Origin of the sequence: uncultured Ruegeria sp., assembly GCF_947500045.1 — a bacterium.
Classification (GTDB): Bacteria; Pseudomonadota; Alphaproteobacteria; order Rhodobacterales; family Rhodobacteraceae; genus Ruegeria.
Window position 1 is genome coordinate 627,286 of the sequence record NZ_CANMQQ010000001.1, and the last position, 14,937, is coordinate 642,222.

Below are 14,937 nucleotides of genomic sequence, written 5' to 3' on the forward strand. Positions count from 1 at the left end.
GAAGTGGGCAACGGCCCCGGGGCGACCCGGCGGCCGTTTTTTCGTTTCTCTCGTGCGGAGAAAACTCACGCATGAGGTCACAGGCAAACATGACTTTGATTACCCCGGAAGAGCGGATTTCCCAGACGGCTGACTTGTTGATGTCGCTTGAGAGGTCCATTCGCGATCTGCGCCAAGCAGCGGAAGAACTGCGCAAACAGATCGGTGCCGGGGAGGATGCAGACCTTGCCGGAACAGGCAAGCAACTGGGTCAGCTAGAGGGGCTGATCCGAAGTTGCCAGAAAGTGGAGACAAGCTTTGTCGAACAACATCACAGACAAGCCGGAATTGCCCAAGGGGGCTATGCGCTCGACCTTGATCGGGCACGATCTGAGATCGGGTGCAGGCTGGCTCGCCTCCGCGCCTGCTGCGGTGCAGGACAGATTTCTGAGTGAGATCGGGGAGGGGGGGCTGTGTGCCCTCCCTTTCCTGTTTAAGTTTTGGGCGCTGCCGCATCAGTTGCCGCCGGAAGGGGACTGGCGGTCATGGGTGATCATGGGCGGGCGCGGGGCTGGTAAGACGCGCGCCGGGGCCGAATGGGTGCGGTCTGTGGTCGAAGGGTCGTTGCCGCTGGATCGGGGTGAGGCGTGTCGCGTGGCTTTGGTTGGTGAGACCTTTGATCAGGTGCGCGATGTGATGATTTTTGGTGACAGCGGGATATTGCAGTGCTCTCCGCCGGATCGGCGACCCACGTGGAAGGCATCCGAGCGGAAACTGGTCTGGCCCAATGGGGCCGAGGCGCAAGCGTTTTCGGCGCATGATCCCGAGGGGTTGCGTGGCCCTCAGTTTGATGCGGCCTGGGTGGATGAACTGGCCAAATGGAAGAAGGCGGGCGAGACCTGGGATATGTTGCAATTTGCCCTGCGGTTGGGGGATCGGCCCCGGGTCTGCGTGACTACGACACCGCGCAATGTGAAGGTTTTGAAGGATCTGCTGGCGTCGCCCTCCACCGTGCAAACCCATGCGCCGACCGAGGCGAACCGGGCCAATCTGGCGGGATCGTTTCTAGAGGAAGTGCGCGCGCGTTATGCCGGTACACGGCTGGGGCGGCAGGAGCTGGATGGGGTGCTTTTGTCGGATGCCGAGGGGGCGTTATGGACAGGCTTGATGCTGGAGGCGGCACGGTGCGCGCAGGTGCCCGCGTTGGATCGCATCGTGGTGGCGCTGGACCCGGCGGTGACGGCAGGGGCGGATGCGGATGCCTGTGGGATTGTGGTCGTGGGCGCTCAGGTGCAGGGGCCGCCCGAGGCGTGGCGCGCCTATGTGCTGGCCGACCGGACGGTGCAGGGCGTTGGCCCGGCGGGCTGGGCGCAGGCGGCGATTAACGCGATGGATGAATTCGGGGCCGAGCGGCTGGTGGCCGAGGTCAATCAGGGCGGACAACTGGTGGAAGAGGTCGTGCGGCAGGTGGACCCTCTGGTGCCTTATCGGGCGGTGCGGGCCTCACGCGGCAAGGTCGCGCGAGCCGAGCCTGTGGCGGCACTGTACGAGCAGGGGCGGGTGAGCCATGTGGCCGGGCTGGACGCGCTGGAGGAGCAGATGTGCCAGATGACCGCGCGCGGGTTCGAGGGGCAGGGTTCGCCCGACCGGGTAGACGCTCTGGTCTGGGCGCTGCATGAGTTGGTTGTGGCACCTGCGGGGGCGTATCGGAGGCCGAGGGTGCGGAGTTTGTAGCAAAAAGACTCAGCTTTGAGTTGACTTCGGGCAGCATTTCAACGCTCCTTCTGATGCCAGAGAACGCCTTTGGCTTCTTGTTGGTCAGCTGTAAAGAAATTACGGGGTAGACAGTCTTTGCTGAAAATACTCAAGTCGATTTTCGGAAAACCAAGCCATAACCAAGTTGTACCTCAAACGCCAAGAAAGCCATCTGAAGAAGAGCTAAATTATTACCAGGCTCAGCTCGACATAGTGAAGGCTGGAATTCAAGAGAATCCGGCAGACCCAAAAGATATGGTCCCTGTCCCTGAACGAGCCAATTATCGGGATGGAACGTATTTTGGTCATCCCCTGAATTCGTTCGGGGTTTCTCTTGATGAAACAATACCTTTTCTTGAAACCCACCGTGATCAATCGTTGTGGTTTTCGGTCGTGTCCGGGTTGAACTATGACCTTCCCAGTACATACGAAACTATCGGATGGATAATATCTCAACCGGACTGTGATGCCCTAGTAGCTGTTAAGGCTTACAACTATCTAGAAGGTCCATATTTTTGCGGAAAGCCAAAAGGCGATCCATACGCCGAAAAGTCGGATGCATTGGGCGTATTGCGTCTAATAGCAGAACGAGAACGTTGCGGAGAAAGCTACATTGTCGAATTGTCTTACGATTCCCGATTGATGAACGGAGTCACAGGTGAAGACCAGATTAAGCAGTCTCTGGATGCGCAAACTCAGTTGGAGGAAGACCAGATTTCCATCCTTGATATACCTGAATTTACTCTTCGTGCAGGCGGAACTGGAGACACATTGATAGTGGAATACTCTGTAGATGAAGATGGTATTCTTGTAATGCCGAAAAGCCAAGCAGCGATACTTGGCTAGCATGCCGGCATAGTGGGGCAAACCCGTTGCCCAACCCCCGTACGCCCCATTCCCAAGCCCTAAACTTCTTTCCGTCATAACTCCTTTCAACAAGCCGGGCAGAGCGGCGGCAGAAAGGAGCACAGATGGTATTCGATTTCTTGCGTCGTGGATCGGCTGAGGCAGCGCCCGAGGCGAAGGCGAGCGCGGCGGGGCCTGTGGTGGCGTGGCAGACGGGCGGGCGCGTGGCGTGGAGCCCTCGGGATGCGGTGTCGCTGACGCGGACTGGGTTTTCGGGGAACCCGGTGGGGTTTCGTTCGGTCAAGCTGATTGCCGAGGCGGCGGCGGCTCTGCCCTTGGTGTTGCAGGATCAGGCGCAGCGGTTTGATGTGCATCCGATCCTGTCGCTGATGCGCCGTCCGAATGCGGCGCAGGGGCGGGCGGAGTTGATGGAGGCTTTGTTCGGGCAGTTGCTGTTGTCGGGCAATGCTTATGTCGAGGCGGTGCAAGCCGATGAGAGCCTGCCGGTCGAGCTGCATGTGTTGCGCTCGGACCGGATGAGCGTGGTACCGGGCGCAGATGGGTGGCCTAAGGCGTATGACTACGCGGTTGGCGGCAAGAAGCACCGGTTTGCGGCGGAAAATATCTGTCATATCAAGTCGTTCCACCCGCAGGATGATCATTACGGGTTCTCACCGATGCAGGCGGCGGCGATGGCGATTGATGTGCATAACAGCGCGTCTCGGTGGTCGAAATCGCTGCTGGATAATGCGGCGCGGCCTTCGGGAGCATTGGTTTGGAAGGGTGGTGATGGCCATGGGGTGATGGCCGAGGATCAGTTTCGGCGCCTTTCGGATGAGATTGAGCAGAACTATCGCGGTGCGCGCAATGCAGGTCGTCCGATGGTTCTGGAGGGGGGGCTGGATTGGAAACCGATGGGTTTCTCGCCCTCTGACATGGAGTTTCAAAAGACCAAAGAAGCCGCCGCCCGCGAGATCGCGCTGGCCTTTGGGGTCCCGCCGATGCTGCTGGGGATCCAGGGCGACGCGACCTATTCGAACTATCAGGAGGCCAACCGGGCGTTTTATCGCCTGACCGTGCTGCCTCTGGTGACGCGGGTGGCGGCGGCGGTGTCGGATTGGCTGGCGGGCTTTAGAGGCGAGGAGTTGGTGCTGAAGCCGGATCTGGATCAGGTGCCTGCGCTCTCGGCAGAACGCGACGCGCAATGGGCGCGGGTCAATGGGGCCGACTTCCTGAGCGATGCCGAGAAGCGTGCCTTGCTGGGCCTGCCGGAGCGTGTGGATGGGTGACGGCTATCCCCCGTTCGAGTGCGCCCCTGGCCTGCGTCTGGATGCGCATGAGCGGGTGGCCGAGATTCAGCACGCGCATTTGTGTCGCAGGCTAGATCAGATCGAAGAGATGATGGAGCGGTTGGAGAAACGGTTGTGGTTGACGGTCTATGGCGTGGCGGCGGTGATCCTGGCGCAGGCGTTTCAGTCTCTGTTGGTGGTAACGCCATGAGTTCAGTTGGTTACATGGAGAAGTTCATGGATTTAGAGCATAAGTTTGCGCGGTTTGGCGATGGGTTATCCGTATCTGAGGATGCGGTGATCGAGGGCTATGCCAGCCTGTTTGGTCAGGTCGATCAAGGCAGCGATGTGGTACAGCGCGGGGCGTATCGGGGCTCACTTGAGGGGCTTAAGGCCGCTGGTCAGCGGGTCAAGATGCTGTGGCAGCACGACCCGGCGCAGCCCATTGGTGTCTGGGATGAGGTGCGGGAAGACGACAAGGGCCTGTGGGTCAAGGGGCGTCTGCTGGAAAGCACGCAGAAGGGCCGCGAGGCGGCGGAGCTGATCCGGGCGGGCGCGATGGATGGCCTGTCAATTGGCTATCGTACCAAGCGGGCCGTGAAGAATGATAAGGGCCAGCGGGTCCTGACGGAACTGGAGCTGTGGGAGGTGTCGCTGGTGACGTTCCCGATGCTGCCCAGTGCGCGGGTGGCGGCGAAGGGGAGCGACCCTGACGCCGAGAACACCTGGCGCAGTATTGCCGAGGTGTTTGACCACGCCCGGCAGGAGCTGGCGCGGACCTAGCGCGCCTCAAACACACTCAGAACAGGACATGCTGATGAGCGAGACCGAGAGCCCGGCCTTGACCGGAGAGGGTGCGCCCCTGGTTCAGGAGGTGAAGCAGGCGATGGCTGGCTTCGTGAATGAATTCAAGGGCCTCAAGGCCGAAGTTAAAACCAAACTGCAACAGACAGAAGAGCGACTGACCATGCTGGATCGTAAATCAACCATCGCGGCACGCCCGCATCTTGCGGCCTCGACCCTTGACGGTGCCCCGCACCAGAAAGCTTTTGATGCCTATGTGCGTTCAGGCGAGGATGACGCGCTGCGCGGGCTGGAGATGGAGTCGAAATCGCTATCGAGTGCGGTCAACAGCGATGGCGGTTATCTGATCGATCCGCAGACGGCTGAGATGATCAAATCGGTGCTGAACTCGACCGCTTCGATCCGGTCGATCGCGTCGGTGGTGAATGTCGAGGCGAACTCGTTCGATGTGTTGATTGACCACACCGATGTGGGTGCGGGCTGGGCAGATGAGAACTCGGCCACGACCGAGACATCGACCCCGTCGATTGATCGTATCTCGATCCCGCTGCATGAGTTGAGCGCGCTTCCCAAGGCGTCGCAGCGTCTGCTGGATGACAGTGCGTTCGATGTCGAAGGCTGGCTGGCCGGTCGTATCGCCGACAAATTCGCACGAGCCGAGGCGGCGGCGTTTATCAATGGAGACGGCGTCGATAAGCCCAAGGGTATCCTGACCCATCGCACGATGGAAAACGGCAGTTGGGGTTGGGACAGCCTGGGCTATATTGCAAGCGGCGTTGACGGTGGTGTCGAAGCGGATGCGATTGTGGATGTGGTCTATGCTCTGGGTGCACAGTACCGGGTCAATGGCACGTTCGTGATGAACTCGAAAACCGCGGGTCTGATCCGCAAGCTGAAGGACAGCGATGGCCGCTTCCTGTGGTCCGATGGTCTGGCCGCCGGTGAGCCTGCGCGCCTCATGGGTTATCCGGTGCTGATTGCCGAGGATATGCCGGACGCTGCAACCGACAGTTATTCGATTGCCTTCGGCGATTTCCAGTCGGGTTACACCGTCGCCGAGCGTCCCGATCTGCGCGTGCTGCGCGATCCGTTCAGCGCCAAGCCGCATGTCCTGTTCTACGCGACCAAGCGCGTGGGCGGCGATGTGAGCGATTTTGCAGCAATCAAGCTTTTGAAATTCGGCACTGCCTAAACGGTGGCGGATCCGGGGGGCCATTGGCCCTTCGGGCGGCGGGCGCGGGCCGGGGTGAGATCCCCCGCGTTGTCTAGCTGCTCCCCTCCGTCCGAGCAACGTGGGGCGGCGCGTGCCCGTCATTTTCATGAGAGAGGCCCCGGTGGGGTCCGAGATTGCGGAGTGAATGGATGATGTTGATCGAAGAAACCGCCATCGCGGATGCGGCGCTGCCGGTGGATCAGTTCAAGGCGCATCTGCGGCTGGGTTCGGGCTTTGCCGAAGATGATGTGCAAGACGAGGTGCTGAAAAGCTTTCTGCGTGCGGCCATTGCGGCGATTGAGGCGCGCACCGGTAAGGTGCTGATCGAACGGGATTTCTCGTGGAGCCTGAACGGCTGGCGTGACACTGCGGGTGAGGTTTTGCCGGTGGCTCCGATTGGGTCTGTAGATACGGTCACAATGGCCGATGCGTCAGGGACTGAGACCGTAGTGGACGCGGCGGCTTACCGATTGGAGCGCGACACGCAATGCCCTCGGTTGCGTCCGATGGGGTCTTGTTTGCCAAAGGTTCAGACCGGAGGATCGGTGAAGATCGTCTTCACCGCCGGGATGGCGGCGGATTGGGGCGGGTTGCCCGCTGACCTAGGGCAGGCAGTACTGCTGTTGGCGGCGCATTACTACGAATATCGCGATGAAACGGCGCTGGGCGCGGGTTGCATGCCCTTTGGTGTGACCAGCTTGATCCAACGCTATCGCACGGTGCGCTTCGGTGCCGGGGTGGTGCAATGAGCACGCCGCGACTGAACCGTAAGCTGGTGCTGGAGGCTCCGATCCGCAGCGCCGATGGCGCAGGGGGCTATACCGAGACATGGGCCGCGCTGGGTACGCTTTGGGCCGAGGTGACGGCGCGCAGCGGATCGGAACGTGCGGTGGGTGGCGCGTCAGTGTCGCGTGTCGGATTTCGGATCGTGGTGCGAGGGGCGCCCGAGGGGGCCCAAATGCGGCCCACACCGGATCAGCGGTTTCGCGAAGGTGCGCGCCGGTTCGTGATCCGCGCAGTAGCCGAGCGTGATGGGCGTGGCCAGTACCTGACCTGTTTTGCAGATGAAGAGGTGGCGGCATGAGCTATGGCGTATCGGCCGCTTTGCAGGCGGCGGTGTTTCAACAGCTCTCGGGCGACGCACAGGTCAGCACGCTTTCGGGCGGAGCGATCTATGACGCGGTGCCGGCGGGGACGGTGCCTCAGACCTATGTGACGCTGGGGCCTGAAGAGGTGCGCGAAGCGTCGGACCGGTCGGGCGTTGGCGCAGTACACCGGTTCACGGTGTCGGTGGTGTCCGAGGCGGCAGGCTTTGGTGCGGCCAAGACGCTGGCGGGTGCCGTGTGTGATGCGCTGGAAGACACGGCACTGGTTTTGGACCGGGGCCGCTTGGTTGGCCTGTGGTTTGAACGCGCCCGCGCGAGACGCACCGGTACAGGCGGTGCGATCCGCCAGATCGACCTGAGATTCCGCGCCCGCGTGGAAGACGATTAAGCAATCAACGGAGAGAGCATATGGCTGCCCAGAACGGAAAAGACCTGTTGGTCAAAGTGGATATGAACGGCACCGGTCTGTTCGAAACCATCGCGGGCCTGCGCGCCACGCGGATCAGTTTCAATGCGGAAAGTGTGGATGTGACCAGCCTGGAAAGTCAGGGCGGCTGGCGTGAGCTGCTGTCGGGGGCCGGGGTGAAATCGGCCGCGATCTCGGGCTCGGGTGTGTTCAAGGACGCAGGGACTGACGAGCGAGCCCGGCAATTGTTCTTCGACGGTGAAACGCCCGGTTTTCAGGTGATCATCCCGGATTTCGGCATCGTTGAAGGCCCGTTTCAGGTGAGCAGCATTGAATATGCGGGCTCGCATAACGGTGAGGCGACCTATGAGATGAGCATGGCAAGCGCCGGTGCGCTGAGCTTTACGGCGCTCTGATGGCCAATCCGTGGACGGGCGAGGTGGCATTGACCATCGATGGGGAGCGGCGGGTGCTCAAGCTGACTTTGGGTGCTTTGGCGGAACTGGAGCAGGAGCTGGGGGCCGGATCCTTGGTGGAACTCGTGCAGCGGTTTGAAGGCGGGGCCTATTCCAGCGGTGATGTGCTGGCGCTGATTGTGGCTGGTTTGCGCGGTGGGGGTGCTGAGGTCGTCCGCGATGACCTGCTGCATGCCGAGATCGCGGGCGGGCCGATGGCAGGGGCCAAGGTCGCCGCCGAGTTGCTGGCGCGGGCCTTTATGGTGCCGGGGCAGTGAGCGGGTTCGACTGGCCCGCCCTGATGAGAGCCGGGTTTCTCGGCCTGCGGCTGGCGCCGGAGCAGTTCTGGCGTCTGACCCCAGCCGAGTTGCGGCTGATGCTGGGGCAAGGGTCGGGGCTGCCTGCGATGAACCGGTCGGGGCTGGATGCATTGCTGGCGGCCTATCCGGACAAGACACAAGGAGAGTGTGATGACGGATCGTGAAGGTTTTGACGACCTGCAGGAGCGAGGAGAGGCGTTGGGCGATGCGCTGGGCGATGCTGCCACTATGGCCTCGGCGTTTGACAACCAAATGAAGCGGATCAGCTCCGCGTTTGAAGAGACCGGCAAGGATGTTGCCACATTGGAACGCGGTATGTCCGGTGGTTTGCGCAAGGCGTTTGATGGCGTGGTGCTGGACGGGATGAACCTGTCGGGCGCGCTGGATGTCCTGAAGAACTCGATGATCCGAACGGCCTATTCGGCGGCGATCAAGCCAGTGACGGATCACTTTGGCGGCATGCTGGCCAATGGGGTTGGCAGTCTGGTGCAAGGGATTTTGCCATTTGCCGATGGCGGCAGTTTTTCCCAGGGCCGCGTGATGCCGTTTGCGAATGGCGGCATCGTCAGCAGCCCGACCATGTTCCCGATGCGGGGCGGCACCGGGCTGATGGGTGAAGCTGGTCCCGAAGCGATCATGCCGCTGGCGCGTGGGGCGGACGGCAAGCTTGGCGTACGGACGCAGGGTGGGGGCCGGTCGGTGAACGTGGTGATGAACATCTCGACGCCTGATGTACAGGGATTCCACCGCTCTCAAGGGCAGATCGCGGCACAGATGAGCCGTGCGTTGGGCCGCGGCAATCGCAACAGATAAGGGGAGCAGGTCATGAATTTCCACGAGGTGAGATTTCCCGCCAGCCTGAGCTTTGGCTCGGTCGGTGGGCCTGAGCGGCGCACAGATATCGTGACGCTGGCCAACGGGTTTGAAGAGCGCAACACCCCCTGGGCGCATTCACGCAGGCGGTACGATGCCGGGCTGGGGATGCGGTCGCTGGATGATGTCGAGACGTTGATCTCGTTCTTCGAGGCGCGACAGGGCCAGATGTTCGGGTTCCGCTGGAAGGACTGGTCGGATTTCAAATCGGGCGCCGCCTCGGCTGGAGTGGACAAAGGCGATCAGGTGATTGCACGTGGGGATGGTGAGACGACCACGTTTCAGTTGGTCAAGACCTACAGCTCGGGCGGGTTCAGCTATGTCCGGCCTATTCTGAAACCGGTGCTGGGGACTGTAACTCTGGGGCTGGATCAGGACGCGCAACGCGAGGGTGTTGATTTTGAGGTCGATCTCGCGATCGGACGCGTGACATTTACCACGCCACCGCCTGAGCAGGTCGAGATCACTGCCGGGTTCGAGTTCGACGTGCCCGTGCGGTTCGACACTGACAAGATCCAGACCAGCGTCGCCAGCTTTCAGGCAGGTGACGTGCCGAACGTGCCGGTGGTCGAGGTGCGGGTTTGATGAGCGGGGACAAACAGGCGCTGCAGGCGCATCTGCAAAGCGGGCTGACCACGACCTGCCGCTGTTGGGCGATCACGCGCCGCGACGGGCGGACATTCGGGTTCACCGATCACGATATGGTGCTGAGCTTTGACGGGCTCACCTTTAAGGCCAGCACTGGGCTGACCGCCGCAGCCATCGAACAGGCCACGGGCTTGTCGATCGATAACACCGAGGCAATGGGAGCATTGTCTGATGCCTCGGTCCGGGACGAAGATATCGAGGCGGGTCGCTTTGACGGAGCCGAGGTTCGCGCCTGGCTGGTCAACTGGGCTGACCCAACGCAGCGGATGCTGCAGTTTCGCGGCTCGATCGGCGAATTGCGCCGCGCGGGTGGGGCATTTCACGCGGAATTGCGCGGGTTGACCGATTTGCTGAACCGGCCATTGGGGCGGATTTATCAAAAGCCCTGTACCGCGGTGTTGGGCGATAAAGCATGCCGTTTTGCTTTGGATTCGACTGGTTATCGCGCTGAGGCAGAAATTGTTGCTGTGGATGGTGCGGGTTTGCGTTTGCAGGGTGCAGATGGTGCCGATGCAGGATGGTTTGAGCGCGGCAGGCTGGATGTGCTGGACGGTGCGGCGCAGGGCTTGTGGGCCTCGGTCAAACTGGATGAGCAGACTAAAGGCGGGCGCGCCATCACTTTGTGGTCCGCAATTGGTGGCGGGCTGGCGGTGGGAGACCGGGTTCAACTAACCGCTGGGTGTGACAAACGCATGACCACATGTCGGTTGAAGTTCAACAACATGCTGAACTTTCAGGGCTTTCCAGACCTGCCGCACGAAGACTGGGTTATGGCGGTGCCTAAGAGAAGCAACCAACACAAAGGCAGGAGCAGGCGGTGATGCAAGCCAAGCAGAAAGTTGTTGATGAAGCGCGGCGCTGGTTAGGCACGCCATACGTGCATCAGGCGTCAGTGCTTGGGGCAGGCGCGGATTGCCTGGGCTTGCTGCGCGGGGTTTGGCGTGGTGTGATGGGGCATGAACCCGAGGCGGTGCCGGTCTACAGCATGGACTGGTCCGAGCCACAGGGCGAAGAGCGTATGTGGGCTGCGGCCCGCCGTCATCTGATCGAGAAATCGCCCGAGGACATGACCCCGGGTGACGTGTTGTTGTTTCGGATGCGGGATGCGGCGGTCGCCAAACATCTTGGCATCGTCAGCACCACCGATCCGCAGCGATTTATCCACGCCTATACCGGACACGGTGTTGTTGAAAATACGCTGAGCGAGCCGTGGCGTCGCCGCGTCGTCGCCTGTTTCGAATTCCCGCTGGAGGACCTCTGATGGCTACAATACTTCTGTCTGCCGCTGGTGCGGCAATTGGCGGTTCTATCGGAGGCTCAGTTGCGGGCCTGTCGACGGCAGTGATCGGTCGGGCGGTTGGGGCAACGCTGGGGCGGGTTATCGACAATCGGCTGATGGCGAGCCAGTCCGTTATGGGCGGCGGCAGCGAGGTTGTCGAAACCGGACGTCTGGATCGCTTTCGTCTGACCGAAACCGGTGAGGGCGCGCCGGTGGCGACGGTGTTTGGTCGAATGCGGGTCGGTGGTCAGGTCATCTGGGCATCGGATTTTCTGGAAACCCGATCTACATCGACTTCGACGCAAACCTCCGGCGGGGGTGGTGGGGGCAAGGGTAAACCAAAGCCTGTTGAGGTCACGACGACAACAACGACGCACAGCTACAGCTATTCGGTGTCTCTGGCGATAGCTGTTGGTGCGGGTGAGGTCGCGAATATCACGCGCATCTGGGCCGATGGCGAAGAGGTTGAGCGCCGGACGCTGAACATGCGGATCTACCGTGGCGATCACGAACAATTGCCCGATCCCCTGATCGAGGCGGTCGAGGGGGCAGGCACGGTGCCTGCATATCGTGGCACGGCATATGTGGTGATCGAGGATCTGGCGCTGGGTCCTTATGGCAACCGCGTGCCGCAGTTTTCTTTCGAGGTGGTGCGGCAGGAACAGGACGGCATGCCGGACGCCGAAGACGCGCTGTCGCGGATCGTCAAGGGCGTGGCGCTGATGCCCGGGACCGGGGAATACGCGCTGGCCTCATCTCAGGTGAATTACACCAAAGGGCGGGGGCGCAGCTGGGCGGCGAATGTTAATTCGCCTTCGGGAAGGTCCGATCTTGTGACGTCGACCCGGGCGCTTGAGAAAGAATTGCCGGGTTGCGAAGCGGCCTCGTTGATCGTTTCGTGGTTTGGTGATGATCTGCGGTGCGCAGAGTGCCAGATCCGCCCCAAGGTCGAGCGCAAGAATATCGAAGGCAAGAATATGCCTTGGAGTGTTTCGGGCTTGTCGCGCGCGGCGGCGGGGCAGGTGAAATGGGAGGAGGGGCGCCCGGTCTATGGCGGCACCCCGGCTGATGCAGCTGTGGTGCAGGCGATCCGGCATCTGAAGAGTTCTGGCAAACGCGTCATGTTCTATCCGTTCATCCTGATGGAGCAATCAGAAGGCAACGGCCTGCCTGATCCGTGGTCAGATGCGAGCAATCAGCCGCATCTGCCGTGGCGGGGGCGAATTACGCTGAGCGTGGCCCCTGGGCGGTCGGGGTCGCCGGATCAGAGCGCGGATGCGGATGCGCAAGTAGCGGCGTTCTTTGGAACCGCGCGCGCATCGCATTTTTCTGTAGGCAGCGGAACGGTATCTTATAGCGGCCCCAGTGAATGGGGGATGCGGCGGTTCATTCTGCATTACGCGGCCATGTGCAAAGCGGCAGGCGGTGTGGATTCATTCTGCATCGGATCAGAAATGCGTGGGCTAACGCAAATCCGTGGGGCATCGGGTTTTGCGGCGGTTGAGGAATTGCAGTCTCTGGCTGCCGAAGTGCGTGCGATTTTAGGATCAGAGACCAAGATCGGATATGCCGCTGATTGGACCGAATATTTTGGGTATCAGCCTCAGGACGGAAGCGGCGATCGGTATTTCCATCTTGACCCGCTATGGGCAGATGAGAACATCGATTTTGTCGGTATCGACAACTATATGCCACTGTCCGATTGGCGTGATGGTGCCTCGCACCTGGATGCTGGGGCATCGAACGGTTCGATCTACGATCTGGATTATCTGCGTGGCAATATCGAAGGGGGTGAAGGGTACGATTGGTACTATGCCTCGCCCGAAGAAGCCGAAGCGCAGATCAGAAGCACGATCACCGATGACGCACATGGTGAGCCATGGGTTTGGCGGTATAAGGACCTACGCAACTGGTGGGCAAACCGGCACCACGAGAGGATCGGGGGCGTGCGGCAGGAAACCCCAACAGATTGGGTGCCGGGTGCCAAGCCAATCTGGTTCACCGAGCTGGGTTGTGCCGCCATCGACAAGGGTACGAACCAGCCGAACAAGTTTCTTGATCCGAAATCTTCGGAATCGGATTTGCCGATCTATTCCAACGGAGTACGGGACGACTTTATCATGGTTCAATACCTCAGGGCCGTCCTTGGCTATTGGGGTGATCCGCAGATTAACCCTGCATCGGACATCTACAATGGCCAGATGGTCGACCTGTCGAACGCCTTTGTCTGGGCTTGGGATGCGCGTCCATTTCCGACCTTTCCCAATCTGCGCTCGCAATGGTCTGATGGGGACAATTATGCGCGCGGCCATTGGCTGAATGGTCGATCCGGGTCGCGGACTTTGGCCTCGGTCGTGACCGAGCTTTGCTATGGTGCCGGGGTCACGGCAATCGATGTCTCTGAACTGTACGGCGTGGTGCGCGGCTATGCGGTCGAGGATACGATGAACGCACGGCAGGCGTTGCAGCCGTTGATGCTGCGCTATGGGTTTGATGCGATCGAACGGGATGGTGTTCTGGTGTTTCGAACACGCGATGGACGCCAAGCGCATGATCTGAATCCTGAACAGATCGCGTTCAGTTCGGATATCGACGGACCCATCGAACATCGCCGCGAGGCCGAGGCCGAAATGACCGGGCGCGTGCGCCTGCGGTTCGTTCAGTCGGATGCGGATCACGACGTGGTCGCGGAAGAGGCCGTCTTGCCTGACGACAGAACCCACGCGGTTGCGGTTAACGAAATGCCCTTGTCGATGACCCGTGCCGAGGGGCGCCAGACAGTCGAGCGATGGCTAAGTGAATCCCGAATCTCGCGTGAAACCGCGCGGTTCGCTCTGCCCCCGTCGCTATTGCATGTGGGGGCCGGAGACGTGGTGCGCCTGCCCGGAGCAGGCGAGAGTGCGCTCTACCGGATCGACAGGCTGGAGCAGGCCGAAATGCAGCTGGTGGATGCAGTGCGCATTGAACCCGGTGTTTATACACCGTCCGAGGTGCAGGATGATGTGGCGTCGGCCAAACCTTTCACAGCGCCGGTGCCAGTTCTTCCAGTATTCATGGACCTGCCGCTGATCACCGGGTCCGAAGCGCCGCATGCGCCCTATCTGGCGATTTCGGCAGAACCCTGGCCCGGTAGCGTTGCGGTGTATTCAGCCGCACAGGATGAAGATTACACGCTTCATCAGGTGATTGCGGGGCAGGCGGTGATCGGGTTCACCGAAACACCGTTGCGGCGTGCTGGCGCGGGTCTCTGGGACGAAGGCGCGGCGTTACGCGTCAATCTGATCGATGGAGTGTTGGAATCACGCCCACGATCGGCATTGCTGAGTGGTGCCAATCTGGCCGCCATCGGTGACGGGACGCCCGGCAATTGGGAAGTGTTCCAATTCTCCGAAGCGGCTTTGCAGGAAGCGGGGGTTTACACTCTCTCGGGTCGGCTACGTGGACAGTTGGGGACAGATGCCCTGATGCCCGACATTTGGCCGGAAGGGTCAACCTTTGTTTTGCTGGACGAGCGCGTCTATCAGACCGGATTACTGCGTACGGAACGCCGCGTGGCCAAGCACTATCGCATCGGCCCTGCAACGCGCGGTTATGAGGACCCGACCTATGTGCATCTGGTCGAAGCCTTCGATGGCAACGGGCTGAGGCCCTATGCGCCGGTGCATTTGCGCGTGTCTGCATCGGGTTTAGGCGACGACATCTCGTGGGTGCGCCGGGCGCGGATCGATGGCGATGACTGGAGCGGGCTTGAGGTGCCTCTGGGGGAAGAGACCGAATCCTATCTGATCCGTGTGTTTGCAAACGGTGCTTTGCTGCGCGAAACAGTCACCAGTGATCCTGTCTGGCAGTATTCCACTTCGATGAAGGCCGACGATGGGCTGGCCGGGGCCTACGATGTTGCGGTCGCACAGGTCTCGGCCACCTATGGTCCCGGGGCGTTTGCCCGTCTTTCGGTAAGGTAGCG

18 protein-coding genes are annotated in these 14,937 nt (G+C 61.0%); all 18 read left to right on the plus strand.

Annotated features, from left to right (window positions below; all coding sequences use genetic code 11):
- Positions 1 to 89: 89 nt before the first annotated feature.
- Positions 90 to 434, plus strand: coding sequence for a hypothetical protein (locus Q1B46_RS03225; protein ID WP_299944632.1), 345 nt, complete (start codon positions 90 to 92; stop codon positions 432 to 434).
- Entirely contained in the window at positions 343 to 1,713 is a 1,371-nt protein-coding gene (locus tag Q1B46_RS03230; protein ID WP_299944634.1) for a terminase family protein, read from the plus strand. The genes Q1B46_RS03225 and Q1B46_RS03230 overlap by 92 nt, the downstream gene beginning before the upstream one ends.
- Positions 1,714 to 1,830: 117 nt before the next feature.
- The gene (locus Q1B46_RS03235) at positions 1,831 to 2,580 is read left to right on the plus strand and encodes a DUF4274 domain-containing protein (protein WP_299944636.1); all 750 of its coding nucleotides are present in this window, start codon (positions 1,831 to 1,833) and stop codon (positions 2,578 to 2,580) included.
- Positions 2,581 to 2,705: 125 nt separating this feature from the next.
- Positions 2,706 to 3,869 carry a phage portal protein gene (locus Q1B46_RS03240; protein ID WP_299944638.1) on the plus strand — a complete coding sequence of 388 codons (1,164 nt, stop codon included), beginning with the start codon at positions 2,706 to 2,708 and terminating at the stop codon, positions 3,867 to 3,869.
- A complete protein-coding gene (locus tag Q1B46_RS03245) occupies positions 3,862 to 4,080 on the plus strand; it encodes a hypothetical protein (RefSeq protein ID WP_299659918.1) in 219 nt (72 codons plus the stop codon). Before Q1B46_RS03240 ends, Q1B46_RS03245 begins: the two co-directional genes overlap by 8 nt.
- A 26-nt stretch (positions 4,081 to 4,106) precedes the next feature.
- Positions 4,107 to 4,652: an HK97 family phage prohead protease gene (locus Q1B46_RS03250; RefSeq protein WP_299944640.1), complete on the plus strand. Its 546-nt coding sequence runs from the start codon at positions 4,107 to 4,109 to the stop codon at positions 4,650 to 4,652.
- Positions 4,653 to 4,686: 34 nt separating this feature from the next.
- A complete protein-coding gene (locus tag Q1B46_RS03255) occupies positions 4,687 to 5,865 on the plus strand; it encodes a phage major capsid protein (protein ID WP_299944642.1) in 1,179 nt (392 codons plus the stop codon).
- Between the two features lie 170 nt (positions 5,866 to 6,035).
- Positions 6,036 to 6,635 carry a head-tail connector protein gene (locus Q1B46_RS03260; protein ID WP_299944644.1) on the plus strand — a complete coding sequence of 200 codons (600 nt, stop codon included), beginning with the start codon at positions 6,036 to 6,038 and terminating at the stop codon, positions 6,633 to 6,635.
- A complete protein-coding gene (locus Q1B46_RS03265; RefSeq protein ID WP_299944646.1) occupies positions 6,632 to 6,970 on the plus strand; it encodes a phage head closure protein in 339 nt (112 codons plus the stop codon). The genes Q1B46_RS03260 and Q1B46_RS03265 overlap by 4 nt, the downstream gene beginning before the upstream one ends.
- Complete coding sequence (locus Q1B46_RS03270) at positions 6,967 to 7,380, plus strand: DUF3168 domain-containing protein (protein WP_299944648.1); 414 nt, start codon at positions 6,967 to 6,969, stop codon at positions 7,378 to 7,380. Before Q1B46_RS03265 ends, Q1B46_RS03270 begins: the two co-directional genes overlap by 4 nt.
- 20 nt (positions 7,381 to 7,400) lie before the next feature.
- Positions 7,401 to 7,814 carry a phage major tail protein, TP901-1 family gene (locus Q1B46_RS03275; RefSeq protein ID WP_170396490.1) on the plus strand — a complete coding sequence of 138 codons (414 nt, stop codon included), beginning with the start codon at positions 7,401 to 7,403 and terminating at the stop codon, positions 7,812 to 7,814.
- Entirely contained in the window at positions 7,814 to 8,131 is a 318-nt protein-coding gene (locus Q1B46_RS03280; RefSeq protein WP_299944652.1) for a gene transfer agent family protein, read from the plus strand. Before Q1B46_RS03275 ends, Q1B46_RS03280 begins: the two co-directional genes overlap by 1 nt.
- Complete coding sequence (locus Q1B46_RS03285) at positions 8,128 to 8,337, plus strand: rcc01693 family protein (protein ID WP_299944654.1); 210 nt, start codon at positions 8,128 to 8,130, stop codon at positions 8,335 to 8,337. The genes Q1B46_RS03280 and Q1B46_RS03285 overlap by 4 nt, the downstream gene beginning before the upstream one ends.
- Entirely contained in the window at positions 8,324 to 8,986 is a 663-nt protein-coding gene (locus tag Q1B46_RS03290) for a phage tail tape measure protein (RefSeq protein WP_299944656.1), read from the plus strand. Before Q1B46_RS03285 ends, Q1B46_RS03290 begins: the two co-directional genes overlap by 14 nt.
- A 12-nt stretch (positions 8,987 to 8,998) precedes the next feature.
- Positions 8,999 to 9,631 (plus strand): DUF2460 domain-containing protein, encoded by a 633-nt coding sequence (locus tag Q1B46_RS03295; protein WP_299944658.1) that lies wholly within the window; start codon positions 8,999 to 9,001, stop codon positions 9,629 to 9,631.
- Entirely contained in the window at positions 9,631 to 10,515 is an 885-nt protein-coding gene (locus tag Q1B46_RS03300) for a DUF2163 domain-containing protein (RefSeq protein WP_299944660.1), read from the plus strand. Before Q1B46_RS03295 ends, Q1B46_RS03300 begins: the two co-directional genes overlap by 1 nt.
- Complete coding sequence (locus Q1B46_RS03305) at positions 10,515 to 10,955, plus strand: NlpC/P60 family protein (protein WP_299944662.1); 441 nt, start codon at positions 10,515 to 10,517, stop codon at positions 10,953 to 10,955. Before Q1B46_RS03300 ends, Q1B46_RS03305 begins: the two co-directional genes overlap by 1 nt.
- Entirely contained in the window at positions 10,955 to 14,935 is a 3,981-nt protein-coding gene (locus tag Q1B46_RS03310) for a glycoside hydrolase/phage tail family protein (RefSeq protein WP_299944664.1), read from the plus strand. Before Q1B46_RS03305 ends, Q1B46_RS03310 begins: the two co-directional genes overlap by 1 nt.
- Positions 14,936 to 14,937: the final 2 nt, after the last annotated feature.